At 37.6% G+C, this 22,227-nt stretch carries 30 protein-coding genes and 1 tRNA gene; 7 read left to right on the forward strand and 24 right to left on the reverse strand.

Going from position 1 to position 22,227, the window contains the following annotated elements; genetic code table 11:
* Positions 1-100: 100 nt before the first annotated feature.
* The 6 genes from AB2U10_RS15935 (at position 101) to AB2U10_RS15960 (ending at position 3,964) form a co-directional block, all read left to right on the forward strand.
* Positions 101-460, forward strand: coding sequence for a hypothetical protein (locus tag AB2U10_RS15935; RefSeq protein ID WP_367915841.1), 360 nt, complete (start codon positions 101-103; stop codon positions 458-460).
* Between the two features lie 520 nt (positions 461-980).
* Positions 981-1,571, forward strand: a complete 591-nt coding sequence (locus tag AB2U10_RS15940; protein ID WP_367915842.1) for an NAD(P)H-dependent oxidoreductase — start codon at positions 981-983, stop codon at positions 1,569-1,571.
* 248 nt (positions 1,572-1,819) lie between these two features.
* Positions 1,820-2,401 (forward strand): Crp/Fnr family transcriptional regulator, encoded by a 582-nt coding sequence (locus AB2U10_RS15945; protein ID WP_367915843.1) that lies wholly within the window; start codon positions 1,820-1,822, stop codon positions 2,399-2,401.
* 88 nt (positions 2,402-2,489) lie between these two features.
* Complete coding sequence (locus AB2U10_RS15950) at positions 2,490-3,122, forward strand: hypothetical protein (RefSeq protein WP_367915844.1); 633 nt, start codon at positions 2,490-2,492, stop codon at positions 3,120-3,122.
* A 5-nt stretch (positions 3,123-3,127) separates the two neighbouring features.
* On the forward strand, positions 3,128-3,775 hold the full coding sequence (locus AB2U10_RS15955; RefSeq protein WP_367915845.1) for a type IV toxin-antitoxin system AbiEi family antitoxin domain-containing protein: 648 nt from the start codon (positions 3,128-3,130) through the stop codon (positions 3,773-3,775).
* A 3-nt stretch (positions 3,776-3,778) separates the two neighbouring features.
* Entirely contained in the window at positions 3,779-3,964 is a 186-nt protein-coding gene (locus tag AB2U10_RS15960; RefSeq protein ID WP_493820702.1) for a nucleotidyl transferase AbiEii/AbiGii toxin family protein, read from the forward strand.
* Positions 3,965-4,108: 144 nt separating this feature from the next.
* Here the strand turns inward: AB2U10_RS15960 and AB2U10_RS15965 are convergent, their stop codons facing one another.
* Genes AB2U10_RS15965 through AB2U10_RS16025 form a run of 13 tightly spaced genes read right to left on the reverse strand, consistent with a single transcriptional unit; the run spans position 4,109 to position 11,441 of the window.
* On the reverse strand, positions 4,109-4,456 hold the full coding sequence (locus AB2U10_RS15965) for a cupin domain-containing protein (protein WP_367915846.1): 348 nt from the start codon (positions 4,454-4,456) through the stop codon (positions 4,109-4,111).
* 13 nt (positions 4,457-4,469) lie between these two features.
* On the reverse strand, positions 4,470-5,021 hold the full coding sequence (locus AB2U10_RS15970) for a DUF1572 domain-containing protein (protein WP_367915847.1): 552 nt from the start codon (positions 5,019-5,021) through the stop codon (positions 4,470-4,472).
* 4 nt (positions 5,022-5,025) lie between these two features.
* A complete protein-coding gene (locus AB2U10_RS15975; RefSeq protein WP_367915848.1) occupies positions 5,026-5,568 on the reverse strand; it encodes an AAA family ATPase in 543 nt (180 codons plus the stop codon).
* Positions 5,558-6,193 carry a cysteine hydrolase family protein gene (locus tag AB2U10_RS15980; RefSeq protein ID WP_367915849.1) on the reverse strand — a complete coding sequence of 212 codons (636 nt, stop codon included), beginning with the start codon at positions 6,191-6,193 and terminating at the stop codon, positions 5,558-5,560. Before AB2U10_RS15980 ends, AB2U10_RS15975 begins: the two co-directional genes overlap by 11 nt.
* An 11-nt stretch (positions 6,194-6,204) precedes the next feature.
* Entirely contained in the window at positions 6,205-6,555 is a 351-nt protein-coding gene (locus AB2U10_RS15985) for a nuclear transport factor 2 family protein (RefSeq protein WP_367915850.1), read from the reverse strand.
* A gap of 6 nt (positions 6,556-6,561) precedes the next feature.
* The gene (locus AB2U10_RS15990; protein WP_367915851.1) at positions 6,562-7,065 is read right to left on the reverse strand and encodes a DinB family protein; all 504 of its coding nucleotides are present in this window, start codon (positions 7,063-7,065) and stop codon (positions 6,562-6,564) included.
* Positions 7,066-7,071: 6 nt separating this feature from the next.
* Positions 7,072-7,518, reverse strand: coding sequence for a PaaI family thioesterase (locus tag AB2U10_RS15995; RefSeq protein WP_367915852.1), 447 nt, complete (start codon positions 7,516-7,518; stop codon positions 7,072-7,074).
* Positions 7,519-7,521: 3 nt separating this feature from the next.
* Entirely contained in the window at positions 7,522-7,962 is a 441-nt protein-coding gene (locus tag AB2U10_RS16000; RefSeq protein WP_367915853.1) for a GNAT family N-acetyltransferase, read from the reverse strand.
* Entirely contained in the window at positions 7,953-8,486 is a 534-nt protein-coding gene (locus tag AB2U10_RS16005) for a YfiT family bacillithiol transferase (protein ID WP_367915854.1), read from the reverse strand. Before AB2U10_RS16005 ends, AB2U10_RS16000 begins: the two co-directional genes overlap by 10 nt.
* 10 nt (positions 8,487-8,496) lie before the next feature.
* Entirely contained in the window at positions 8,497-9,543 is a 1,047-nt protein-coding gene (locus AB2U10_RS16010; protein ID WP_367915855.1) for a branched-chain amino acid aminotransferase, read from the reverse strand.
* 13 nt (positions 9,544-9,556) lie between these two features.
* Positions 9,557-10,030: a GNAT family N-acetyltransferase gene (locus AB2U10_RS16015; RefSeq protein WP_367915856.1), complete on the reverse strand. Its 474-nt coding sequence runs from the start codon at positions 10,028-10,030 to the stop codon at positions 9,557-9,559.
* Entirely contained in the window at positions 10,027-10,536 is a 510-nt protein-coding gene (locus AB2U10_RS16020; RefSeq protein WP_367915857.1) for a GNAT family N-acetyltransferase, read from the reverse strand. The genes AB2U10_RS16015 and AB2U10_RS16020 overlap by 4 nt, the downstream gene beginning before the upstream one ends.
* A complete protein-coding gene (locus tag AB2U10_RS16025; RefSeq protein ID WP_367915858.1) occupies positions 10,533-11,441 on the reverse strand; it encodes an EamA family transporter in 909 nt (302 codons plus the stop codon). Before AB2U10_RS16025 ends, AB2U10_RS16020 begins: the two co-directional genes overlap by 4 nt.
* A 95-nt stretch (positions 11,442-11,536) precedes the next feature.
* On the opposite strand from AB2U10_RS16025, the gene AB2U10_RS16030 reads away from it, so the two are divergent.
* Positions 11,537-12,949: an aminotransferase-like domain-containing protein gene (locus AB2U10_RS16030; RefSeq protein ID WP_367915859.1), complete on the forward strand. Its 1,413-nt coding sequence runs from the start codon at positions 11,537-11,539 to the stop codon at positions 12,947-12,949.
* Here AB2U10_RS16030 and AB2U10_RS16035 read toward each other — a convergent pair.
* The 11 genes from AB2U10_RS16035 to AB2U10_RS16085 all read right to left on the reverse strand — a co-directional run bounded on the left by AB2U10_RS16035 (position 12,946) and on the right by AB2U10_RS16085 (position 22,220).
* Positions 12,946-13,653, reverse strand: a complete 708-nt coding sequence (locus AB2U10_RS16035) for a type 1 glutamine amidotransferase (RefSeq protein WP_367915860.1) — start codon at positions 13,651-13,653, stop codon at positions 12,946-12,948. The two genes, AB2U10_RS16030 and AB2U10_RS16035, sit on opposite strands and share 4 nt — an antisense overlap.
* Before the next feature lie 3 nt (positions 13,654-13,656).
* Positions 13,657-14,391 (reverse strand): YggS family pyridoxal phosphate-dependent enzyme, encoded by a 735-nt coding sequence (locus tag AB2U10_RS16040; protein ID WP_367915861.1) that lies wholly within the window; start codon positions 14,389-14,391, stop codon positions 13,657-13,659.
* Between the two features lie 27 nt (positions 14,392-14,418).
* Positions 14,419-14,489 (reverse strand) — tRNA-Ala (locus AB2U10_RS16045).
* Between the two features lie 36 nt (positions 14,490-14,525).
* Positions 14,526-14,972: a GNAT family N-acetyltransferase gene (locus AB2U10_RS16050; RefSeq protein ID WP_367915862.1), complete on the reverse strand. Its 447-nt coding sequence runs from the start codon at positions 14,970-14,972 to the stop codon at positions 14,526-14,528.
* Between the two features lie 177 nt (positions 14,973-15,149).
* Complete coding sequence (locus AB2U10_RS16055; protein ID WP_367915863.1) at positions 15,150-15,491, reverse strand: RteC domain-containing protein; 342 nt, start codon at positions 15,489-15,491, stop codon at positions 15,150-15,152.
* Between the two features lie 36 nt (positions 15,492-15,527).
* The gene (locus tag AB2U10_RS16060; protein ID WP_367915864.1) at positions 15,528-18,617 is read right to left on the reverse strand and encodes an efflux RND transporter permease subunit; all 3,090 of its coding nucleotides are present in this window, start codon (positions 18,615-18,617) and stop codon (positions 15,528-15,530) included.
* 11 nt (positions 18,618-18,628) lie between these two features.
* Positions 18,629-19,684: an efflux RND transporter periplasmic adaptor subunit gene (locus tag AB2U10_RS16065; protein ID WP_367915865.1), complete on the reverse strand. Its 1,056-nt coding sequence runs from the start codon at positions 19,682-19,684 to the stop codon at positions 18,629-18,631.
* Positions 19,685-19,708: 24 nt separating this feature from the next.
* Positions 19,709-21,034, reverse strand: a complete 1,326-nt coding sequence (locus AB2U10_RS16070; RefSeq protein WP_367915866.1) for a TolC family protein — start codon at positions 21,032-21,034, stop codon at positions 19,709-19,711.
* Between the two features lie 16 nt (positions 21,035-21,050).
* On the reverse strand, positions 21,051-21,338 hold the full coding sequence (locus AB2U10_RS16075) for a cupin domain-containing protein (protein ID WP_367915867.1): 288 nt from the start codon (positions 21,336-21,338) through the stop codon (positions 21,051-21,053).
* Between the two features lie 6 nt (positions 21,339-21,344).
* A complete protein-coding gene (locus tag AB2U10_RS16080; RefSeq protein ID WP_367915868.1) occupies positions 21,345-21,749 on the reverse strand; it encodes a VOC family protein in 405 nt (134 codons plus the stop codon).
* Positions 21,750-21,764: 15 nt separating this feature from the next.
* On the reverse strand, positions 21,765-22,220 hold the full coding sequence (locus AB2U10_RS16085) for a hypothetical protein (RefSeq protein ID WP_367915869.1): 456 nt from the start codon (positions 22,218-22,220) through the stop codon (positions 21,765-21,767).
* Positions 22,221-22,227: the final 7 nt, after the last annotated feature.

Below are 22,227 nucleotides of genomic sequence, written 5' to 3' on the forward strand. Positions count from 1 at the left end.
CTATATAGAGTGCATTCCGCCCGAATATTTGTAACTTTGTGAAAAGTTTTGGTGTTTTCTTTCCTTGAAGCGGTTATCTAAAATAGTAAATGTTTTTGTAATGTGCCTGATGCTGTCAGGCATGATGAAGACTACTATTCTATATACCCTTTATGAGTACAACAGGGCCGCTTTTATTGAGATGTTCTGTGTAAACAAAGACCGCCCTCAATTCAACTGCAACGGGAAATGTAAGCTGGCTAAGATGCAGCAGGAAGAAAATGAAAAAAGAGCCCACGATCTCCTCAAACAGCTGCAGCTGGATGTGGTTTACTTCTCTCCCGTAAAACCGGTAAGCCTCATTGGTAATCTACTATTTTACCTGCCCGCAAAAACAAAGCAGCCATTCTGTTATGGCCATGACTACTCGTTCCTGTTTACCTCCCGGTCGGTAAAGCCACCGGAAATACTCCGGGTATAACCCTCTTTTTATCCGTCAGCTGCGAAGAGCTCCGTATAGGTAAATGTGTCTTGCCAGGTGCATGAATACGGTATTTCTTCCTAGCGCCTCATTCCTGATTTTTCCCGCCAAAGTTCCCGTGAGAGAGCCGCTCTTCCGGGAGCTATGGCTCAATTATTTAATCCATAATGAAGAGATCATTATTTTTTCTTACCATACTGGGTTACATGGCGGGCTCATGTACCCTGGATAAAACAGACTACCTGGCCGAAATCCATTTATTCAGAAGACTTTTTCAATCTCAACAACTTTTGTATTCTTTTCTTAAAAATAATCCCAAACAACGCTACGAAGAATTAATCGAGCAACATCCTCATATTATTCAGCGTGTTCCACAACATTACATTGCTTCTTATTTGGGAATTACATCCGTTTCTTTAAGCCGAATACGAAACAGACGATAATTAAATTTCTTTACAATTGTTATCGTTTATCAGCTATTGGAAGGTTCAATTTTGCACTGAACTTTAAAGCTGAAAAAATGAGAACCGTAATAGTATTTAATCATCCTTATGAAGGAAGTTATTGTAATGCAATCTTGAAAGCAGTAACCAAAGGGCTTCAAAAAGCAAATCACGAAGTTGACCTTATGCATCTTGACAAAGATGGATTTAATCCTGTAATGTCAGAAGCAGATTTAAAAGCCTTTATAGACCACAAGCCAATTGACCCACAAGTAATAGATTACCATGAGCGGCTTAAAAAAGCAGATCACATAATTTTTATTTTTCCAATTTGGTGGGATTTAATGCCGGCTACGACCAAAGGTTTTGTTGACAGAGTTTTAAGTCCAGGTGTGGTGTATAACCATCATCCAAGAGGATTTGGATTAGTTCCACTATTGAAAAATTTGAAAAGTGTAACTATTATTACCACAATGAACAAACCAAAAATCATGTATTCGCTGCTTATTGGAAATTTAATCCGAAAAGCAATGTTAAGGAGTGTTTTTAAACCTATGGGTTACAAAAATCTTAATTGGATAAATTTTGCTTATGTAAAATCTGTAAGTCAGAAAAAAAGAGTGAAATGGTTGACAGACATCGAAAGTAAATTTGCAAAGTGGACTTGACAAAAAGGGCAGCCGCTAACATGGTATTGCCAAAAGCGGGGCTGAAAGTCCAATCCTCAACTTTTATACTTCTATTCCGCAAAACCATTTTTATTTGCTTTGAAAAATGTAAATTAGCAAACAAAAAATGGTTTTGCTAACTGCGGTGCTGAACTCAACAATTTGTTCCTTGATTTCCCCGCCTTCGGCAATACCCAAAACGTTATGGGCAACCTTAGACGACAACCCGCAAGGACAACAAACAGACAATGGACGAATTTAAAATCTTTAAAAATTGGCTTAGACAGGCTTCTTTTCTGACAGAAAAGGACTGCTCGCTTTTTGAACCTTTTTTAAAGACAAAAAACTACAATGCCAAAGCGTATTTTCTAACAGAAGGAAAAGTTTGTCAGGAAATCGGTTTTGTAAATAAAGGCTGTTTCCGAACGTATTACCTTGCAGACGGAAAAGAAATCAATACGCATTTCACATTTGACAATGAATTTGTAACGGACTACGACAGCTTTTTACAAAGTAAACCAAGTCGCTATTTTATACAGGCATTGGAAGATGTTGAAGCCGTAACATTCAATTTATCGGCTTTGCAAAGTGCCTACAATCAATCCCAAAATTGGGAACGCTTTGGCAGAATGATAGCCGAGCAATCTTTCAAACTGACAACTCAACGAGTGGAAAGTTTTTTGTTCTTAGACGGAGAACAACGTTACCTTGATTTACTCAAAAATCAACCGCACATTTTTGAGCGAATACCACTTTATCATATCGCCTCTTACTTAGGGCTTGAACGTGAAAGTTTAAGTCGTTTACGGAAAAAAGTGGCAGGCAAATAACGATTGTAACATTTGTCAATTTCTTCCTCATTTCACTTTTGAACTTTTGTAGTGTAAAATTTAATGTTTCACTTTAAAAAGTTTCAAAATGAAAAAAGTAATCTTTTCCGTTGCAACAATAATAGCTATGATATTTGCGAGTTGCAGCACATCAAAACAAGTAACAGTTCCGCTTAGTCGTTCAATTGAGTTGGACGACACTTACACAATTATTTGGAACGGTATCAGCAAAGCATACCGCTACGACAACGGACAATGGTTGCGAGCCGAGAGCTACGACTATCAATTTGACGTTGTTCAAAAGCGTTATGACAACCATTGGAAATCCGTTAAGTCGCTTCACCGTATTCACCCCGACTATGACGGAAAAGCGGGCGACAGAGACCAAACAATGTATTTTGAAGTTGTTTACAAAAACCTGATTGACGGAAAAGTTCAAGCGACCATCAATTCATCATTAGGTAACGGGACAGGGATTACGGACATCGAATTTCGCAAATCTGAATTGACAATGTATGTTCCAAATGCAAGTAAGTTTATGCCGTATAACAAATTCAGAATTACACAAAATTACGACTACGAGAAAGGCATATTGACGGAAACGGTTGAACTCATTAAAGAAAAAGACGGAAAAGAAACACCGTTTATGAAAAACGAAGAAACCGCTTTGATTTTCATTAAAAGTAAATTGGACAAAGCACCAACATCCTTTAAACAATAACAGCTATGACAAACGAAACACGAAAAATAAGCGGTTACATTTTGCTTTCCGTACCGACAATTATTTATGGCGGGTATTTTTTATTGAGCGTATTAAGTGTAGTGGGAGGATTGACCGCATTGGAACTCAAGGGCTTTTCGCACTATATACCAGTTTCTAATAAAGAAACCATCCACCTCTACGGTAATGATAAATTGCCTTTGTGGGCGAATGAACTGTCGGAAACCATAACCTTTGTACGTCATACGAGAAACGAGCTTTTTTCCGGTATGGAAAAGGGTATATCCGATAAATACACTTCTACCGTTTTTTGGAAAGAGGATTTGGATGAACTAAAAATCTCCTGTCCGGAAAAAGCCTGCCTCGAAATGCTGAACGAAGTTCCCGATAAAATATCGTTGGAACACGCCGACCAGCTTATACAGGGAATGACGGCTTTATCTCCCCGAACAGTTCAGCAATTATTGGAAGCCTGTACCAACGTGAAAGTCAAACGGCTTTTTCTCTGGTTCGGTTCACGGCACAACTATACGTGGTTTTCAAAGCTGAATACCGACAATATAGACCTTGGTTCGGGTAACAGGGTAATCGTCAAAGGTGGTGAACTCGATAAAACATATAAAATAACCGTACCTAAAAATTTTCAACCCTGACAGATGAAAAAAGACAGCATTTATTACAGACAGGTTCAATTATTGGTGCGTGTCCTCCCGCTTTTGGACAGTGAAAAATGCTTTGCCCTGAAAGGCGGAACGGCTATCAATCTTTTTTACAGCGAACAATCGAGAGTTGTTTTGATTGCTATTTCGGATAAAAAGATTGGTTCGTCTATTCTCAAGTGATAATTCCTTTAGTTTTTCTTCTAATTGAAAAAGATTTTCATTGCAATATTTTTTCATCAAAACCAGTCCAACTTTTTGAAATTGTGTACATCTGATAAAAAGGGTGGCATATATATGCTCAATAAGAGGTATAATACGAATAGATTATTGAGTACTCGAATTTACCCTATCGTTTACATTCCCGGGAAAAGACATTACTAAAAACCGTAAGTATTCAGAAGTTTCATTACTAATTTTGTGTATTTGCTTCGCGGAAATTTTAATCCCTTCGTTTTTTAATAAAGAAACTTTTCCATTCTCTAATAAGAATGTGGCCTTACCTTCAAGAATATAGAAAAATTGCTCTGTTTCATTATGAAAATGAAGCTGTTCCTCCGTATGTGGTGGCATTAATTCTTCTTTGACAATAACGTTTTCAGATTGTATAAAAGTCCACGCCTGACAATTATTACCCCATTGATAATATTTTGTATTCTTTGTATTGATAATCATATCACTTTCATTTTTATAAATCATCTGTATAATGCCGTCTGTCTTTATCCTGCGAAAACTTGCGGCTGTTGTAATCTGCTGATTTGTTTCTTGCTATAGATAAGGTTTTCCAATCTTCATTTTTCAGCATTTTGGCTATGAAAACCATTTGTCCGATATGATAAGGATAATGAGCCAACTGCCTGTTAATCGCTTCAGTTACAGTATGACCGTCATTTCGGATGTAAATGATTTTCTCTAAATCTGCCTCCGTAAGTTGGTTTAAAGCATTCATCAGGCAATCCCAACCTTTATTCCAATGGGCCATTAATTCAGCTTTATTCTGAAACGGGTTGGTAAACTCCGCATCACGGTTTCGCCAGGGCTTTTCTCCGTCTGTGGTCAGGAAATCGGTAAATCGTGACAACATATTTCCTGCAACGTGATTGACCAGAATAGCAATACTGTTGCTTTCCTCGTTATACTGCCAGAATAATTGTTCTTCCTGTAATTGTTCCATTGCTTTTTCTCCAAGCATTTTGTAATACAGGAATTGCTTTTTGATACTTCCTAAATAGCTGTCCATTTCTCTATTTTATATGGGTTAATACAAATTCTTTTCTTTCATCAATGTTTCCTATCGGTACGTTTATGACTTCATAACCGTACTTTTCATAAGTACTTTTCATTTCGAAATAAGTGTGTTCTGCCTCCTGCCAATCCTGTTTTCGTTCATTATCTGTTTGATAAATTTCTTTCCAGGGTGGCAGGATAAATACCTTTCTATTATATGGGCAATTCAACACTTTTTCCATAGTTTCCGTTGAAAGTACATAGCCAATCATATCCGCATAACAAACGGCATCCAAAATACCTCGGTCGAAAAAGCAAACTTCATTTGATTGGCTTGCTGTTGCTCTGTTGTAATCTAAAATGGATGCGACTATCATTTTATCGGTATAAAGCTGTTTGTTTTTCCAAGGCAAAGCGTCTCCGTCCGTTTCTGTTTCTTCACGAATAATGCCTCTGGCAGCTTCCGGAATGGTTTTATATCCATTTGCCGACAGAGCATCTAATAAGGTTGTTTTTCCTGCTCCGGGGCCACCGGTTATAACGAATAGCTTACTTTCCATTTTCCAATTCTTTTTTCAAAACACTGTGCTCCAATACATTTACTCCAATCCCTTTTAACTCATCTATCCCTTTGGGATATATTTGCGAAATCGCTTCGGGAACAATAGCTAAACGATAATCTCTTTCACTTGCTTCAAATATTGTTGTGCGAGGACAGTTCGGGAAATTACAACCTGTAATTACCAATGAATTAATCTTGCTGTTTTTCAGCCAAGCCTCTAAGTTTGTTTTATAAAATGCACCCCAGCGTGGTTTGTAAGCCACAAAGTCAAAAGGAGCAAGCTGTAGAATATTGCCGGTTAATAATTTTTTATCCTCATACATTTCGGCATTTTTAGGCAAAAGCTCTTGTACGATTTTAGCTCCGGAACTATCCGGAATGACCATTGCCTTACCCTGTCGGATGACTTCTTTCCTGCAAAGGTCGGCATTGCTTCCGTCCTCAAGATATAATCGTACAATATGAATTACAGGTAATTGATTTATCCTGAATAAATCGGCTATAATTTGAATATTTTTTATTACTTCTTCAGTGCCATTGATATAGGCTTTTCCTCCAGTTTTTGCAAAATCATTTTGCATATCGATAATCATTAAAGCCGAACGGTTCCAATTCATTTCCATAGACAATATGTTTATTCGTCAAACTTGTAATGTGCTCTCACTTTACTTACTTTCCCGTCATTATTCAATTCCATATATTCTGCCGAAAAGGAATTATTGACACTTCTGTAAAACAATACGGTTGAATTAGCTCCTTTGAGTTCGTGGTACAACTCAAAGTGCAGGTCGGGGTATTTTTGCAGGGCTTTTGAAAAGTAATCCTTTAAATCACTTTTATTGGAAATTTTACCTTCTTCGTTTATTCCCATTTGCTGGATAATGGGCGAAACAAAATCAATGTTTTCGCTGTAATGTTCCATTATTTTATCCAAATTGTGGCTGTTCCAGTCCTCAAGCCATTCTTTTGCAAAGTCTGTATTCATATCCTTTTATTTTGATTGACTGTTTTGAATAATTTCTTCCGAACTCAACCCAAACATTGGCGGGGTCTCTATATTCAAAAGATTTAGGTAAATATAAAGCTGTGCCCGGTGATGAATTTCGTGTTCGGTCATCGCCCGAAGCCACTTCCAGACCGTAATTGGAGCATTACCGGGTGTCAGGCATTTGCGTTGTAAATCTTCATTACTCAGACTTTTGAAAATGGCTAATGCTTCTTCGTGTTTCTCGTTGAAATAATGGATTACATTATCGTACCCGTCTGCAAGTTCTTTCCCACACCCATTGTAAGTGCAGGGTTTCCCTAAAATGGTTTCGGCAAACATATACCGCTCAATGGCTGCAATGTGTCTTATCTGGTCAGCAATGGTAAATTTGCCGGGCTTGTATGCCCAATCCATATATTTCGGTGGGATAACGGCAATCAGGCGATTGGTGCGTTGCCTGATTTTTCCATAGTACTCCAGAAAACTTTCCATATTGGCTATTTCCATATCTTATTAATCTATTTGTTTGTCGGGTGACTTTTTTGACAACTGCATCAGTGTAACTAATGAAGTTGCTGCTAATGTTTCCTTACCTTCGGCACTAACTGCAAATACGTCTGAACGAACCACCGTCAACACTTTTCCGTTTTTGATAACCTGTGCTTTAGCCACAAGTTGTTCACCAATGGCAGGATTTAGGTAGTTTACTTTCAGCTCAACTGTTGTAAAATAACTGTCTTCCGGTTTAGCTGACGCTCCTGCGTAACCTGACGAAACATCTACCAATGAAGCAATGGTACTGCCGTTAAACATTCCTGCCGGACGAGCCATAAAATCCTGTTTGAGAACAGTGATTTCAAAATATCCGTCTGCTATGCCTGTTACTTTCGCACCGAATAATTGCATTATTTTGGAACGCCCAAAACTTTCCAATAGTCGTGTTTTTCTTTCATCGTTCATAGTCTAAGCGTCTTTATAAAGATTACTTCTTTTTATTTCCATCAATCGCTCCGGATTCTCAGGAAGTTGAAATCCAAATTGGCTGTAAAGCAAATGAGCATCTAAGGTTGCCAATAATATCCTTCTCAAACTTCCTGCAAAATCCAATTTCATTATGTATTTCATCATCATTTTTGATAATCCCTTACCTCTGTATTCTTTCAAAACATACACATCTGCCAAATAGCCGAAAGTGGCATAGTCCGTTACCAATCGGGAAAAGCCAATCTGTTTTTCATATTCAAATAGCCCTATACAAAATGAATTTTGCAATGCCGTTTTTACAGTTTCCAACGGAATGTCTTTTGCCCAATAACTTTCCTTACTCAAAAACTGATGGACGGCATTAATATCCATATTTTCAAAGCCAGTTTTTATTTCAATCACCTGATTGCTTATTTCCATTGCATTTGATTTTTCAGGTTTTTGATTTGTGCCAAATGATGATTGCAATGCCAACTGTATTTTGCCATAGCTTCAGCAATCGTTTGGCTTTTGTTTAAATCCGGATGAAAGAACGTTCGATTCCAATCCTGTTTTTCTAAACCTTTTAAAAGTATTGCCCAACGTTCGTGAATGCCTTCCAAGATACTTAATGATGGCAAAATGGATATATGTTTTGCATCCGATAATCCCGCCCATTTTTCTTCTGCAAACGATTTGATAGTCGGATTATCTTCCGTTAATGCAAACTTGATGCGGGCAAAACAATTGATATTGCTATCCGCTAAATGATGAACAACCTGCCTGACAGTCCAACTTCCTTTCCTGTAGGGTGTATCTAATTGTTCATCGCCTAAACTCATTACCACTGATTTTAGGTTTTTCGGGAATAAAGCAATAATATCAATGAATGATATACACATTTCTTCGGTAATTACTTCCGGCTCTTTGTATTTCCCAATCGGATATTGATTAATCTGTTCCATTTTCTAATGTTTATATAAACCAGTTCCAATTATATTTATCTGAACTTCGCCCTTTTCTGATATCATCAAGTTGCTTTTTCAGTTTAAACATTATTGCATCATTTGCGGTATATGGATAATATTCTGTTCCCAAGATATTTATACACTTAACAGATGAGATAACCGCAGCTGTGCCCACACCAAATATTTCTATCTTTTTATCGGATTGAAATTCATCAATAAGCTCTTGAAGTTGCACTTTCCTTTCTTCGACAATCATTCCCATATCTTTTGCAATTTGCATAATTGAACTTCTGGTAACACCGTCAAGAATTGAGGTACTCAACTTCGGTGTAATCAATCTATTGTCTATTACAATAGCGATATTCATTGTACCAGCTTCTTCGATATATTCGTGAGTTTTAGCATCTGTCCAAATTACTTGGTCATATCCCTGTATTTTGGCTTGCTGTGCCGGATAAAATGCAGCACCATAATTTCCTCCACATTTGGCATAACCTACTCCGCCTTCTGCCGCACGTACAAATTCTGTTTCTACTTTTAAACGTACAGGTTCAGAATAATATAATCCCATTGGTGTACATACTATGCAGAATAAATACTCATCCGAAACTTTAACTCCTAATCGAGGTTCTGTGGCAATCATAAACGGACGTATGTATAAACTTATTTCTTGTTCTTCCGGAAGCCAATGTTCTTCCAAACGAACCAATTCTTTCATTCCTTCGATAAATAAATCTTGCCCCACAGCAGGCATACACATTCTTTCCAATGAAACATTAAATCTTCTAAAATGCTTATCAGGACGAAATATGATAACTTGACCATTATCTTGACGAAATGCTTTCATTCCTTCAAATACGGTTTGCCCGTAATGTAAACACAGTGACATCGGGCTCATTTTAATATCGGCATATGGCATTATGCTTGGTGATTGCCAAGTGCCATCTTTGTAATTAGATAGTAAAATATGGTCTGTTGGCTGAACGCCAAATACAAAATCATCATAATTAAAATTCGATTTCATACTTCTTTCAGACTTTTGGATGTTTATCATTTTTTTACTTCATTTAATAGTTATCTTTTAAAATCATTTCCATTTTAGTATCTGCCCGCTTGTACTTTCCCTTTTCAATAGTAACTTCCTTAAAACCTAATTTTCTATAAATGCGCAAAGCAGGTTTCAATGCGGATTGCGTGTAGAGCAGCAATTTCTTCACGCCCAAATCTTTTGCCTTGTCAATAGCAGCCTGACACAACATTTTTCCTGCTCCGATACCCTGATAATTTTCATCCACTGCCATTTTGGTCAATTCCATTGTATCATTATTTACTTTTTTCAAAGCAACTGTTCCGATTACCTTACCTCCATAAACGGCAAACAAAATTTTTCCTCCGTCATTTAATATCGCTTCTTCAGGATTAGACAAAACGTATTTGTCAATATCTTCCAACACAAAATATTTTTCTATCCACGCTCGGTTTAATCTTTCAAAATAGATTTGCCATTCCGGACGGTAATTTTCTATGGTTATCGTTTTCATAATCTTATCTCAAATAAATTGACCTCAATATTGTTATAGTGTTCCGGCAAATCGCTTGTCGGTGGTAACTGTCTTTTACCTATCCATTCAAATCCTAATTTTCGGTAATAATCGGTCAATGCTTCATTGTTTGCCCAGGTATCTATCCGGATAAATTTTTTCTTATTTTTCCACGCTTCAACCATAGCCCAATCCACCACTTTCTTTGCTATATTTTTTCCTCTGTACGAATTGCGTATCGCCATACGGTGTAAATAAATGGCTTCTTTTCCGTCTTTGTCGTTCCAAATAATAGGTTCGGCTTTTACTATGGAAAATACACCAGCCATTTCATCGTCCTTATCTAAGACTTTAAAGTGCCTTTTTTCTGTAATTTCATTTTCAATAAATGATTTACTGAAAACAGGCCAACCGTATCCGCTTTGCTGAAATTGATAGGCTCTTGCCTCGCTGTATATTTTTTCCACCACAGGAATATCAGCTATAACAGTTCGCTCTATTCTCATTTTTTTGACATTTTCTGATAACCTCTATTGACACAATACACACCGCTTAAAGTAGCGACCAAGGCCAATAAAGTGATACCGGTTAGTTTTTCATTCAGGAATAAAAATCCGAGCATAATGGCAATGAACGGATTGATATAAGCATACAGGGATGAAATGCCTATCGGCAAATGTTTCAGTGCGTACACAAAAGCAGAATACGCAATGACGGAACCCACTACAATCAGGTAAACCAAAGCCCAGATACTGGATGTCGTTACTGTTTTTAACTCTGAATAATCATCCAAAAAAGCACTGAATACAAACAAGGCCATTCCTCCGGAAAAAAGTTGTAAAGCTGCATTTTGTAACACGTTCTTGCTGTTGGGGATTTTGTATTTAGCGAACACACTGCCTGAAGCCCAAGCCAGACAAGCTCCGAAGGCTATTAACATTCCCGTAAAATATGCAGGATTGGCAATGTCTTTCAGATTGTCCCGAAAAATCAGTACAATACCCAGACAGCCTAATACCAATCCCACGATAATTAATAAATGTGGTTTTCTCCTGTCAAACCCAAACAAATAGCTGATGACAACCACGAAAACAGGAATGAGTGATAATATCAACGCTGCCAGTCCGCTTGAAATGTAGCGTTCGCACCAACCAATCACACCGTTTCCCAAAGCCACCATTAAAATGCCCGGAACAGATTGATAAAGGAAATCCGATTTATTCATATTCAGATTTCCTGTGAGTTTTAATCCTAAGAGTAAAGTTCCGCCTGCAATCACCTGCCGAATAGCAGCAAACAAAAACGGCGGAAAGGTTTCCACCCCGATACGAATAGCAAAATAAGTCGTTCCCCAAACGATACAAACAATGAAAAGTGCTCCGTAAGCCAGACTGTTTTTATTATTATCCATAGCAATCTGATAAGTTTTAATGCAAAATAAGGAAGAAAAAACGTATGGTTACAGATACAAATTTTGTAATTTTGCAGGGTACAGTATAAAAAACAATGAAAGAAGTTTTATATCAAAGAATAGCAACGGTTCTTACGGAACAAATCAAAAACGGCACACTGAAAACAGGTGATAAAATGCCGTCATTACGTACGCTGCGTAAAGAATACGGTGTGAGTATGAACACAGCCATACAAGCGTATTTGGAGTTGGAAGCCAATGGACTGATTGTTTCCCGACCACAGTCCGGCTATTATGTGAATTACAAGCCTTCCAATTTGTCTGTTCCTTCCGTGAGTAAGCCTGCTAATCGGGCAAAACCTGAAAGTGTAGAAACACTGATTTCCAAAGTGTATTCAACGTTAAGCAATAATGACGTTACCCGGCTTTCTTTGGGTGTTCCCGAAAACGAATTATTGCCTATTGCAAAACTCAACAAAGAGTTGGTCAACGCCATGCGTCATCTCAAAGGAAACGGTACTGAGTATGAAGAAATTCAGGGAAACAGAAAGCTACGCAGGGATATTGCCCGATTGACTTATACATGGAACGGAAATTTAAGTGAAGATGATATTATTACGACTGCCGGAGCTATGAATGCTATTTCATTCGGGTTGATGGCACTTACACAAAAGGGCGATACCATTGCTGTGGAAAGCCCTGTTTATTTCGGCATATTGCAGTTGGCTAAAAGTTTGGGATTAAATGTCATTGAACTGCCGACACATCCGGTTACAGGTATTGAACCCGATGCTTTGAAAAAAATATTGCCCCAAATAAAAGTGTGTATGCTGGTTTCTAATTTCAACAACCCCTTGGGAAGCTGTATGCCTGATGAGCATAAAAGGGAAGTGGTAAAGATGCTTTCGGAACGAGGTATTCCGCTTATAGAAGATGATTTGTATGGCGATGTGTATTTCGGAAACAACAGCCGCCCTAAACCTTGTAAAGCATTTGATGAAGAGGGGTTAGTACTTTGGAGTGGTTCTGTTTCCAAAACATTGGCTCCGGGTTATCGTGTGGGCTGGTTAGCTCCGGGAAAGTTTAAAGATAAAATAGTTCATCATAAACTCATTCATACCGTTTCTTCTACTACCATCACACAGGAAGCCATTGCCAACTTCCTTGAAAAAGGCAGGTATGAACATCATCTTCGGAAGTTGAGAACTGAATTGCACGCCAACAGTCTGCAATTTGCCAGGGCTGTTGCCGAGTATTTTCCGGAAAGGACTAAAATCAGCCGTCCGCAAGGCGGATTTATGCTTTGGGTAGAATTGGATAAAAATATTGATACGAAGGAATTGTACGACCGGGCTATTCGTCAAAAAATAAGCATTGCTCCGGGCAGAATGTTTTCACTGCAAAACCAGTTTAACAACTGTATGCGGTTAAGCTACGGGCAACGCTGGTCGGAACAGATAGATGACAAGCTGAAACAGTTGGGGAGGATTGCTAAAGGGTTGATTTAAATCACGTTTATCCAATTTGAAAGAATTCTATCCATCAGTCTGTTGCATTGAGCAATATGGCTGTTGTTCTTCAATAATTCATTTTCACTTTGTACATAGGGTAGGTTATACAAAAGTTCATCTTTCCCGTTTTCGGTCATTTGCATTAAACTTTCTATAGTTACTTCTAAATGAAATTGTAAGCCGATGATATGTTGATTGTAGTAAAATGCCTGATTGATATTGGCTCCCGAATACAGTAAATTCAGACTGCTGTTTTGAGGAATTTCAAACTGGTCTCCGTGCCAATGGAATACAACCGGATTATGTTTGAACAGTTCATAAAACCAAGCGATTTGCTTACATCCCTCTGTAGGAAAAACAGGAAACCACCCGATTTCTTTGTTCTTTGCCGAAACTACTTTTGCTCCCAAACAATCGGCAATCAATTGAGCACCTAAGCAAATTCCCAACACATTTTTACCGGATTGGACACACGATTTTATAAATGCTTTTTCCTGTTTCAACCAAGGGAATTGTGTTTCATCATACACGCCCATCGGGCCACCCATTACAATCAACGCATCTATCTCTGAAATATCAGGCAATAGAAAATCTGTTTCAAAAAATTTTGTAACTGAAATATGATGATGATTCTCTTTTAACCAAGTCTCAATGTATCCTAATCCTTCAAATGGTACGTGTTGAAAATAATGTACATTCATTGTCTATGCTTTTTGTTCATTCCAATAATAACTATCAGGGTAAATACGCTGTCCGAAAACAGCTGTACCTACCCTTATGATGGTTGCGCCTTCCTCTATGGCTGTTTCCAAATCGCCGCTCATTCCCATTGACAATTCTTTCATTTGTATATCAGGAATGTTTATTGCGATAATTTCCTGTTGAATACTTTTCAATAATTTAAAGCATTGTCTCACTTTCTCGGTTTCAGCACTGAATAAACCAATGGTCATCAATCCTTTTATTTTTAGTCGGTTCAATCGGGCAATCTGCTGAACCAAAGCTATGGCTTTATCGGGATGCACCCCGAATTTACTTTCTTCATTGGACGTATTGACCTGTACAAGTACATCTATGGTTTTATCTTCATACTCCAAACGTTGCTGTAACTTTTCTGCCAAGTCTATACGGTCAAGCGATTGAATACAGGAAACATCATATTTTAAAACCTCTTTGATTTTATTGGTTTGCAAATGCCCAATGAAATGATTGGTATGCGAAACACCTTTCAATGCTTCATATTTTTCTTTGAGTTCCTGGACTTTGTTTTCTGCTATCAGTGTATGTCCTGCTTGCAATGCAATTTTGATACGTTCGGCAGGTACGGTTTTAGTTGCTAATAACAATTTTACTTCATTGGGATTTCTGTTACTTTCCTTGCAGGCATTGTTTATCCGTTCTTGTATGACTGCCATATTTCGCAAGATTTCTTCATTCATACGTTGATGTTTTCTTGGATTATTTTGAGGTCGGAAATGGATTTGAACCATTGTAAAAGATATTGCGTATCCTTGCCTTGCCACTCAGCCATCCGACCAATTGCAGGCGAACTGACGTAGTCCGCCTTTTCTTTTTATTTCCACCAATAGTAATAATTGTGCTTATCGTCATATTCAAATCCGCAACGTGGATAAAGCTTGTTGCCAATGTCGTTCGTTTTTTCAGTTTCCAACATCAATCCGCAAGCTCCTGTCTCATCACACCACTGTTTGGCCCTGTCTATCAATGCTACCGAAAGTCCTTTACCTCTGTAATCGGGACGAACAAACAAATCGCTCAACAGCCATTGCTTTGCCAATTTGATATAATGATACAGTTTATACAATTGAACAAAACCAACTGCTTTGCCTTCGGCATAAACCACAAATATATGTGATTGGTCATTGTCCAATCGTTCCTTAATGAACTGCTTACACTTTTCATAATCGTCTGTCTGGCGATAGAAAATCCGATAAAGATTGAATAACTCTGCTGTTGTGTCTAAATCGTTAAGACCTACTTTTTTGATACTGTAATCCATTACTCTCCATTATTTTGATTAATGATACAAAAATATTGGATGACAGGATGAGCTTGGTGGTACAGTTTGATGATATGTAAGTAGTCCAGAACAACGCTCATCGCTTTTTCGGTTTACACCATTTTTCTTTACTTATTCCATAGACAAAATTCAATCGTGATGCTCCGTCCGGATAGGTTACCACTTCTTCCTGAACCTTTTCAGCTTTACCAATTTTTCATTCAAACAAGCTTCCATAACCTGCTTTCCGCCGAAAGGTTTTTTGGCTTCTATCTTATAAATAGTATTGTAATAAATGAGTTTGGCAACGATAACAGGCTTCTGATACTTAAAAAAATAAACTTCTTCTTCCAAATCTTTAAACCCCTCTTTCAGCACGTATTTTTTTACTTCAGACAGGCAGCTAACAATCTTAGATATTATGGTTTCAATCCGCTGTAAAGGATTATTAGCATCAATCTCTAATTCTTTGATTGCCATTTCTAATTTGCTTAGTGTTTTGTTATAAAAACCTTCCATACATAGAGCCATTTTGTTATACAATGTAATGTTGAACTACTCCCTTTTAAATTTTGCTTTCAGACTATCCACCACGTCATACACCATCGGCACTAAATAAACCGTCAATGCCAATGAAGAAAGCAAACCGCCAATAATTACCCACGCCAAACCGTTTTTCCATTCGGCTGCTGTTCCGCTGGCTAATGCGATGGGCAACATTCCTATTGCCATTGATAAAGTTGTCATCAAAATTGGTCGCATACGTTCTTTTCCTGCGGTAATCAATGCTTCTTTGTAATGTTTGCCCCCGGCTTTCAGTTGGTTGGTAAAGTCCACAATCAAAATAGAATTTTTTGTTACCAGTCCCATTAGCATAATCAATCCAAGCAAAGCAAATAGGGTCAAATTACTTAACGATAAATTCAAAGCTAAAAATGCTCCGATAGCTGCAACAGGTATGGCAAATAAGGCAACAAATGGATAAATGTAACTGTCGTATAATGCTACCATAATCAAATAAATCAATAAGAATGAAATCAGCAATACCGAACCCAAAGCCCCGAAACTGTCGTTTTGCCTTTTAATATCACTTCCCCAAGTCATTTCTATTCCATTTGGCAATGGATTTTTTTTGAGATATGCTACTACATCATCTGCCACTGTACCCGAAGGTCTGCCGAGTGCATCGGACGTTAATGTAACCGCAGGTTGTCGGTCTTTTCGTTCCAATAAAGAGGGTGAATTATCCCGTTCAATTTCGGCAAATTGTGAAACCTCAATCGGAACTCCCATTGGGTTTATGATGTTGAGCTGTTTCACATCATCATAATTTTTACGGCTGAATTTATCCAACCAAATCCGTACAGGATATTCTGTTCCGTTTTCTGTTAAAGTAGCATCGTCATTTCCTGTAAAAGCGGTACGCATATTCATTCCCACATAAGCCGTATTTAATCCCAAACGCTGCATTTTATCATTATCGGGAATTACTTTTAATTCAGGACTTCCTGCTTCTACCGAAAGCCGTACATTATCTGCTCCGGGAATTTTTTCAATGACTGCTTTTAAATTATTGCCCGTTTGCATTACTTGGTTTAGGTCGCTTCCGCTTAATGTAATTTCTATCGGTGCAGAACGTGGAATTAAACCTAATGCTATCATAGAAAAATTAATACCTGAATATTCTTTTTGTAAATCCGCTCTCAATTTCCGCATAAAGGTTTCGGTAGAAAGATTAACGGTTTCTTTCTTGGATTTTAGTTGAATGGTAAATTCGGTTTTATTTGCAGAGCCAACTCCCAAACTACCAATGCCTGTACTTGGTCCTCCTACATTACTAAAAACAGTTGCAACTTCGGGTTGCTGTAAAATATAGTTTTCAATTTTTCCGGAAACCAAATTGTTTTGCTGAATAGAAGTGCTTTTATCAAACTCTAATGCCAGACGGAATTTTCCTTGGTCGCCTGTTGAAATGAGTTCTTTTCCGATAATTCCCTGTTTCATCATTGCTGCCGTACCCACGAAAAGCAACAAAACAAATGCTGTAAAAATGAGTTTGTGATTTAAAACCCAATTTAGTGTTTTACCATACCAACTGATAAATTGGTCTAACTGATGCGCGAACCAAAGCAAAAAACGGTTGAAGATATTAGTCGGTTGCAAATCTTCTTTTTTTCCGATGCGTGAAGCCAGCCAAGGCGTTAAAGTAAAACCTACCAATAAACTTGTCAATGTTGAAGTGATAACCACTACTGAAAACTGTTTGAGCATATCGGCAACGAAAACCTGTAAAAATAAAATTGGTAAAAACACTACTACATCAACTAATGTAATGGATAATGCTGAAAAACCGATTTCCATTCGTCCGTCCATTGCTGCCGTTCTTTTTTCCTTGCCTTTATCCAAATGGCGTTGGATGTTTTCTAAAACTACGGTAGCATCGTCCACCAAGATACCAATGATTAAAGACATAGCAAGCAAAGTCATCAGGTTGAGTGTATAACCCAAAAGCCACATCACAGCAAAAGCGGTAATTAAAGAAGTAGGAATGGCAACCAAAACAATCAGCGAGTTTCTGAAACTTCGAAGGAACAGCAACATTACCAACGAAACCAAAATAACGGCTAAAATCAAATCAAACACCACCGAATTAACGGCTGCAATGGTATTGTCGGTACTATCGTCCGTAATTACAAACTTCACGTCTGCATTGGCATTTTGTTGTTCAATAGACTGAAATTTTTCCCTAATCAGTTTTGACACATCAACAGCATTGGCATCGCCTTGTTTTTTTATCATTAAGCCAATACCGTTTTTGCCGTTGTAACGACTGTAAGATGTAATTTCTTTGATGCCGTCCGTTACTGCTGCTATATCCTTAACATAAACAGGACTGTTTGGAAAAGGCATTGCAACCTGAACATTTTGAATATCCCTGATTGTGCTGAATTTGCCTACCAACCGCACCGAATTATTTTCTGTATCGGTCTGTAATTTCCCCGCAGGTAAATCAATCCCAGAACGATTAACGGCTTCCACTACCTGATACAAAGAAATTTTATAGAGCTTCAATTTTTCTTTATCGACTTTGATTTGAATTTCCCTTTCTTCTCCGCCTAAAATGGTTATCTCAGCCACTCCTTTTAGCTGTTGGACTTGTGGCAGGTAATCGTCTTTCATTTTTTGATAAAACACTGTCGGGTCTAAATTGCTTGTTGCACTTACCGACATTATCGGCAAATCATTAGGCGATACCTTGCTCATTACAGGATTTTGAACATCATCAGGCAAGTCCTTTCGGATATTGTCAATGTAGCGTTGAGCGTCCTGCATTGTTTTGTCTAAATCCGTTCCGTATTTCAGATTGGCAATGATGATAGAAGCATTGGGTAATGATTTGGTAAGCAAATAATCTACACCCTCCAAATTGGAAAGTGCATCTTCAATTTTTCGGGAAACGGAAGTTTCTACCTCGTTGGGTTCTGCACCGGGATAAACCGTTCGGATGACCACAACAGGCTGATTAAAATCGGGCATTAACTCATAACTCAAATTCTTGTAGCCGATAACCCCCAACAAGGCAAACACGCTGAAAAGTACGATAATCAGCGAGGGACGTTTTATTGATATTTCTGTGATGTTCATTTTTGCTGATTTTATTTAGTCGTTATATTCGCTCCGTCAAACAGGTTGATAAAACCATTGGTAACAATGACATCGTTTTCATTTAATCCTTCTGATACAAGCGTTTTATTGCCAATATTTCTTGATATAATTATCGTTTGCAAAACAGTTTTTCCATTTTTTATCAGATACACTTTTGCTTTTCCGTTTTCTTCCATAATGGCAGATGCAGGAATAAGAATACCTTGCTCTTGCTTGATGTCAGAAAGATTTACCTTACCGAACATTCCCGATTTTATAGTTAAGTTTTTTGTATTGGTAACCTGAAACTGTACAGGAAAACTATTGCCCATATTGGCTTTGCTTCCTGACATTGTTACTTTGCCCGAAAGGGAAATGTCGGGATATACATCAGCACTGATTTTGTAAGTTTTATTGTTTTGAAACTGCACCAAATCATTTTCGGGAACATTGACGGTAAAGCGTAAAGTGCTTATGTCCGTGATTTGAAGTAACGGAATACCCGGTGCTGCAAAACCGCCCTCCTCATTGAGTTTGGCAGTTACAACACCGTTGAAAGGTGCTTTTATGTTGGTTTTACTGATTTGCTCTAATAAAGTCGCTTTCTGAACTTTTGCAGCTTTCAATCCCAATTTTGCCTTTTCCAATTGCACACCCTGAACGGCATCAGCTTCCGTTAAAATCGTATAGCGTTTTACATCATCTTCAAAACCCTCAATCTGCACTTCAACCGTTTGCAGTTGTAATTTCAACAATGAATTATCCAACTGAATAAGTGTTTGTCCTTTGTTTACATTACTTCCTACATCTACCAAAACAGCATTGATTTTTCCCTGTATATCCGCACTGATTTTGGTTTCTTTGTTCGGTTCAAATGTGCCTGTATAAGCATTTGCATCATCAATAGTCTGCAAACGAATAGTGTCCGCACTTACAGCAATCGGTTGTTCTTTGTCGAATTGATATACCTTGCTTTCGGTGGTTTCTTTGTTGCTTTTCAGTTTAAAGAACACGAGTGCTATTACCGCAATTAAAGCAATTATCCCGATTATTTTTTTCCAATTCATCTTCTTGATTTTTTATTCGTTATTTTAATTCTTAATTGTTCCTGTCAGCTTTTTAAGTTCCAAATCTGCTTTCAGATAATCTACAACTGCCGACAAGTAATTTTGCTGTGCTTCACGAAGTGCATTATCAGCCAATAAAACATCTGTAAGCGTTGCCGTACCTTGTTTTTGTTGTAAAATGGTTTGCTTATAAATGGATTGAGCCAAAGCGATTTGATTTTCGGTATTGATAACCGTTTGCTGTGCCGTATTTCGCTGTCGGGTTGCATTTTCAATTTCCATTTTGTTTTTATCGCCAATCAGTTGAGCCTGTAACTCGTTATTGCTGATTTCTAATTGCTTTTGATTGATTTTTCGTTGTGTAACCGTTCCGTTGAAAAGCGGGTAAGTCAGTTGCAAACCTGCAAAGCCTATGGGATAGAATTTCAGAAAATCGTTTGGTGTTTTATCGTAGCCAAAACCTGTTGTTCCGTAGGAAGCAATCAAATTCAGTGAGGGCATAAACCGTGATTTGTTCAGCGTACTCAATTCGTTATTCAATAGTTTATTTTGTATCTGAATAATCTTCAAATCCAATATGTTTTCTACATTATTTTCAGTTAAGGCTTGTTGTTCGATTTCAGAAACAACGGTCATATTTTGCTCCAACGGAATACCGATATTCAGTTTTAGTGCATTCAGAATTGAAATGTATTTGTTGTGAACGTTTTCTCTTTGGGTATTTAACTGTTCGGCTTGCAATTTCACTTTGCTCACATCTGTTCCCTTTGCCAATAACTGTTCTTTCAACAATTCCATATTCTTTAATAACTTTTGGGTATTTATCAGATTGCTTTCCAAAAAATCCAATTGGTGTTTTAGAATTTGAGCATTGTAATACAGCGTAGTTATGTCGTATAAAACCTGTTCTTCCGATTTTTGAAATTGAAGTTGTGTCAATTCATTTGCAATTTTTGTATTCTTAATTGCTCCATAAACCTGCGGATTATACAAAGGCATTGCCAACTGCACATTTGCATTGATGTTGTGCGGAACACCAAATTGTAAATCCCTGAATTGTCCCTCCGGTGCTTGCGGATTGAGTGCATTCATCGGCATTAGTTGCGTAGGCAATTCCATAAAATATTTGTAATCGGCATTGGCTGTAACTTTCGGAATAAGATTGGCTTTTGCTTCTTTTTCCCTTTGTTCGCTGATGCTGATATGGTTTCGGTTGATTTGCAGGGTTTTGTTATAGACCTGTGCCGTATCAATACATTGTTTCAGTGTCCAGACTTCCTGTGCCTGAACGGTATTCCACCCGATAAATAGCAACGGAATAATAAATAGTTTGGGAGCGTTCACTAACATAATTAAGCAAATTTTTTTATTTATATAGGATAAGTTGAGATTTAGCAGAAGCAAGAAGCCAATGCTTTAGATTAGGTGTTATTAAGATATAATCTCCCTGCTGCAATTTAATCTTCTGTTCATTAACATCTTCATAAGTAACCACACCCGAAACACATAGAAGTAATGCCGGAGTTTTGGTAATGTGTTCTTTTAACGTGCCATTTCGTTCTAATTGAATAGTCGTTGCTGTTCCCAATTCGCCTTTAAAAAAATTGATTGCGGAAACTTCCTTTTCCTGTTGATGTAAGTCTGCTATATTCATAATGAATTATTTTTGATTATAATATTTTTGAGCAAAAGCTATAATATGTCCATCCATATCTGCAAAATAGCAAACTTTGTCACCCCAATCTTGGTCTTTAATTTCACTTATTAGTTTTGCGCCGATTTCTATTGCGTTTTCAAATTCGAGTTCAATATTTTCTACATAAAAATACAACTCGCACCTTGGTATTCCATTTCCTTGGTCTGGATGTGGCATTTTGTCCGATAGTATTTTTGCAATTCCCTTGTTTGGCATTAGTCCCAATTTGCAACTTTCAGAAAGTTTAAATTCTGTCATTCCAGGAACATTCAGGTCGGGGTTTTGTCTGAACAGTTTTGCATAAAAAACAGCACTTGCTTGCTGGTCGCTTACATAGAGTATGGTTTCTATTAGGTTAATATGTTTCATTATTTATCAAAAAGGTTAGTTGAAATATAGATGATACTTCTGATAGGAAGATTGCAGTTGCTGAACAACTTCATTGGCTTTTGTTGCATCTGTTTCATTCTCCAACGCCTTAACTATTTCAAGGTGCGGGTGCAGCCATTTGTGCAGTTCATCGTGGCTTTTTCCGTCCATTGTACAGCTTTTTATGAGCTGGCTGTTTTGGTCTTTTAATTGTTCGGCAAGAGTTTTATAATCTGCCTTTCCATCTTGGATATAGGCATTCACCAATTCTTCGCCTTTCAATACAAAGGGTTTCATTTCTTCATTCACAAGCCATTTTTCTCCACTATTGAGTTCGATACCTTCTGAATTTTCATCGTGATGATGTTCTGCGTGATTTTCAGTTTCCTGATATGTTGTTGATTTTTCAGTAGAATTATTACAACTCCACAATAACAAAATTCCCACTCCGAATACAATTACTTTTTTCATAATCTAA

The organism is Leadbetterella sp. DM7, assembly GCF_040829825.2.
Taxonomy (GTDB): domain Bacteria; phylum Bacteroidota; class Bacteroidia; order Cytophagales; family Spirosomataceae; genus Leadbetterella.

Excerpts from the sequence above, each read along its gene's own strand:
- AB2U10_RS15965 (WP_367915846.1), bottom strand. The coding sequence starts at position 4,456 with ATGATTATCAATACAAAGAATACAAAATATTATCAATGGGGTAATAAT.
- AB2U10_RS16055 (WP_367915863.1), bottom strand. The coding sequence starts at position 15,491 with ATGGAAGGTTTTTATAACAAAACACTAAGCAAATTAGAAATGGCAATC.
- AB2U10_RS15995 (WP_367915852.1), bottom strand. The coding sequence starts at position 7,518 with ATGAACGATGAAAGAAAAACACGACTATTGGAAAGTTTTGGGCGTTCC.
- AB2U10_RS16025 (WP_367915858.1), bottom strand. The coding sequence starts at position 11,441 with ATGGATAATAATAAAAACAGTCTGGCTTACGGAGCACTTTTCATTGTT.
- AB2U10_RS16035 (WP_367915860.1), bottom strand. The coding sequence starts at position 13,653 with ATGAATGTACATTATTTTCAACACGTACCATTTGAAGGATTAGGATAC.
- AB2U10_RS16085 (WP_367915869.1), bottom strand. The coding sequence starts at position 22,220 with ATGAAAAAAGTAATTGTATTCGGAGTGGGAATTTTGTTATTGTGGAGT.
- AB2U10_RS16030 (WP_367915859.1), top strand. The coding sequence starts at position 11,537 with ATGAAAGAAGTTTTATATCAAAGAATAGCAACGGTTCTTACGGAACAA.
- AB2U10_RS16060 (WP_367915864.1), bottom strand. The coding sequence starts at position 18,617 with ATGAACATCACAGAAATATCAATAAAACGTCCCTCGCTGATTATCGTA.
- AB2U10_RS15975 (WP_367915848.1), bottom strand. The coding sequence starts at position 5,568 with ATGGAAAGTAAGCTATTCGTTATAACCGGTGGCCCCGGAGCAGGAAAA.
- AB2U10_RS15985 (WP_367915850.1), bottom strand. The coding sequence starts at position 6,555 with ATGAATACAGACTTTGCAAAAGAATGGCTTGAGGACTGGAACAGCCAC.
- AB2U10_RS16020 (WP_367915857.1), bottom strand. The coding sequence starts at position 10,536 with ATGAGAATAGAGCGAACTGTTATAGCTGATATTCCTGTGGTGGAAAAA.
- AB2U10_RS15955 (WP_367915845.1), top strand. The coding sequence starts at position 3,128 with ATGACAAACGAAACACGAAAAATAAGCGGTTACATTTTGCTTTCCGTA.
- AB2U10_RS16005 (WP_367915854.1), bottom strand. The coding sequence starts at position 8,486 with ATGGAACAGATTAATCAATATCCGATTGGGAAATACAAAGAGCCGGAA.
- AB2U10_RS16070 (WP_367915866.1), bottom strand. The coding sequence starts at position 21,034 with ATGTTAGTGAACGCTCCCAAACTATTTATTATTCCGTTGCTATTTATC.
- AB2U10_RS16015 (WP_367915856.1), bottom strand. The coding sequence starts at position 10,030 with ATGAAAACGATAACCATAGAAAATTACCGTCCGGAATGGCAAATCTAT.
- AB2U10_RS15960 (WP_493820702.1), top strand. The coding sequence starts at position 3,779 with ATGAAAAAAGACAGCATTTATTACAGACAGGTTCAATTATTGGTGCGT.
- AB2U10_RS15950 (WP_367915844.1), top strand. The coding sequence starts at position 2,490 with ATGAAAAAAGTAATCTTTTCCGTTGCAACAATAATAGCTATGATATTT.
- AB2U10_RS16000 (WP_367915853.1), bottom strand. The coding sequence starts at position 7,962 with ATGGAAATAAGCAATCAGGTGATTGAAATAAAAACTGGCTTTGAAAAT.
- AB2U10_RS16065 (WP_367915865.1), bottom strand. The coding sequence starts at position 19,684 with ATGAATTGGAAAAAAATAATCGGGATAATTGCTTTAATTGCGGTAATA.
- AB2U10_RS16050 (WP_367915862.1), bottom strand. The coding sequence starts at position 14,972 with ATGGATTACAGTATCAAAAAAGTAGGTCTTAACGATTTAGACACAACA.
- AB2U10_RS16080 (WP_367915868.1), bottom strand. The coding sequence starts at position 21,749 with ATGAAACATATTAACCTAATAGAAACCATACTCTATGTAAGCGACCAG.
- AB2U10_RS16010 (WP_367915855.1), bottom strand. The coding sequence starts at position 9,543 with ATGATAAACATCCAAAAGTCTGAAAGAAGTATGAAATCGAATTTTAAT.
- AB2U10_RS15980 (WP_367915849.1), bottom strand. The coding sequence starts at position 6,193 with ATGGAAATGAATTGGAACCGTTCGGCTTTAATGATTATCGATATGCAA.
- AB2U10_RS15970 (WP_367915847.1), bottom strand. The coding sequence starts at position 5,021 with ATGGACAGCTATTTAGGAAGTATCAAAAAGCAATTCCTGTATTACAAA.
- AB2U10_RS15945 (WP_367915843.1), top strand. The coding sequence starts at position 1,820 with ATGGACGAATTTAAAATCTTTAAAAATTGGCTTAGACAGGCTTCTTTT.
- AB2U10_RS15935 (WP_367915841.1), top strand. The coding sequence starts at position 101 with ATGTGCCTGATGCTGTCAGGCATGATGAAGACTACTATTCTATATACC.
- AB2U10_RS15990 (WP_367915851.1), bottom strand. The coding sequence starts at position 7,065 with ATGGAAATAGCCAATATGGAAAGTTTTCTGGAGTACTATGGAAAAATC.
- AB2U10_RS16040 (WP_367915861.1), bottom strand. The coding sequence starts at position 14,391 with ATGAATGAAGAAATCTTGCGAAATATGGCAGTCATACAAGAACGGATA.
- AB2U10_RS16075 (WP_367915867.1), bottom strand. The coding sequence starts at position 21,338 with ATGAATATAGCAGACTTACATCAACAGGAAAAGGAAGTTTCCGCAATC.
- AB2U10_RS15940 (WP_367915842.1), top strand. The coding sequence starts at position 981 with ATGAGAACCGTAATAGTATTTAATCATCCTTATGAAGGAAGTTATTGT.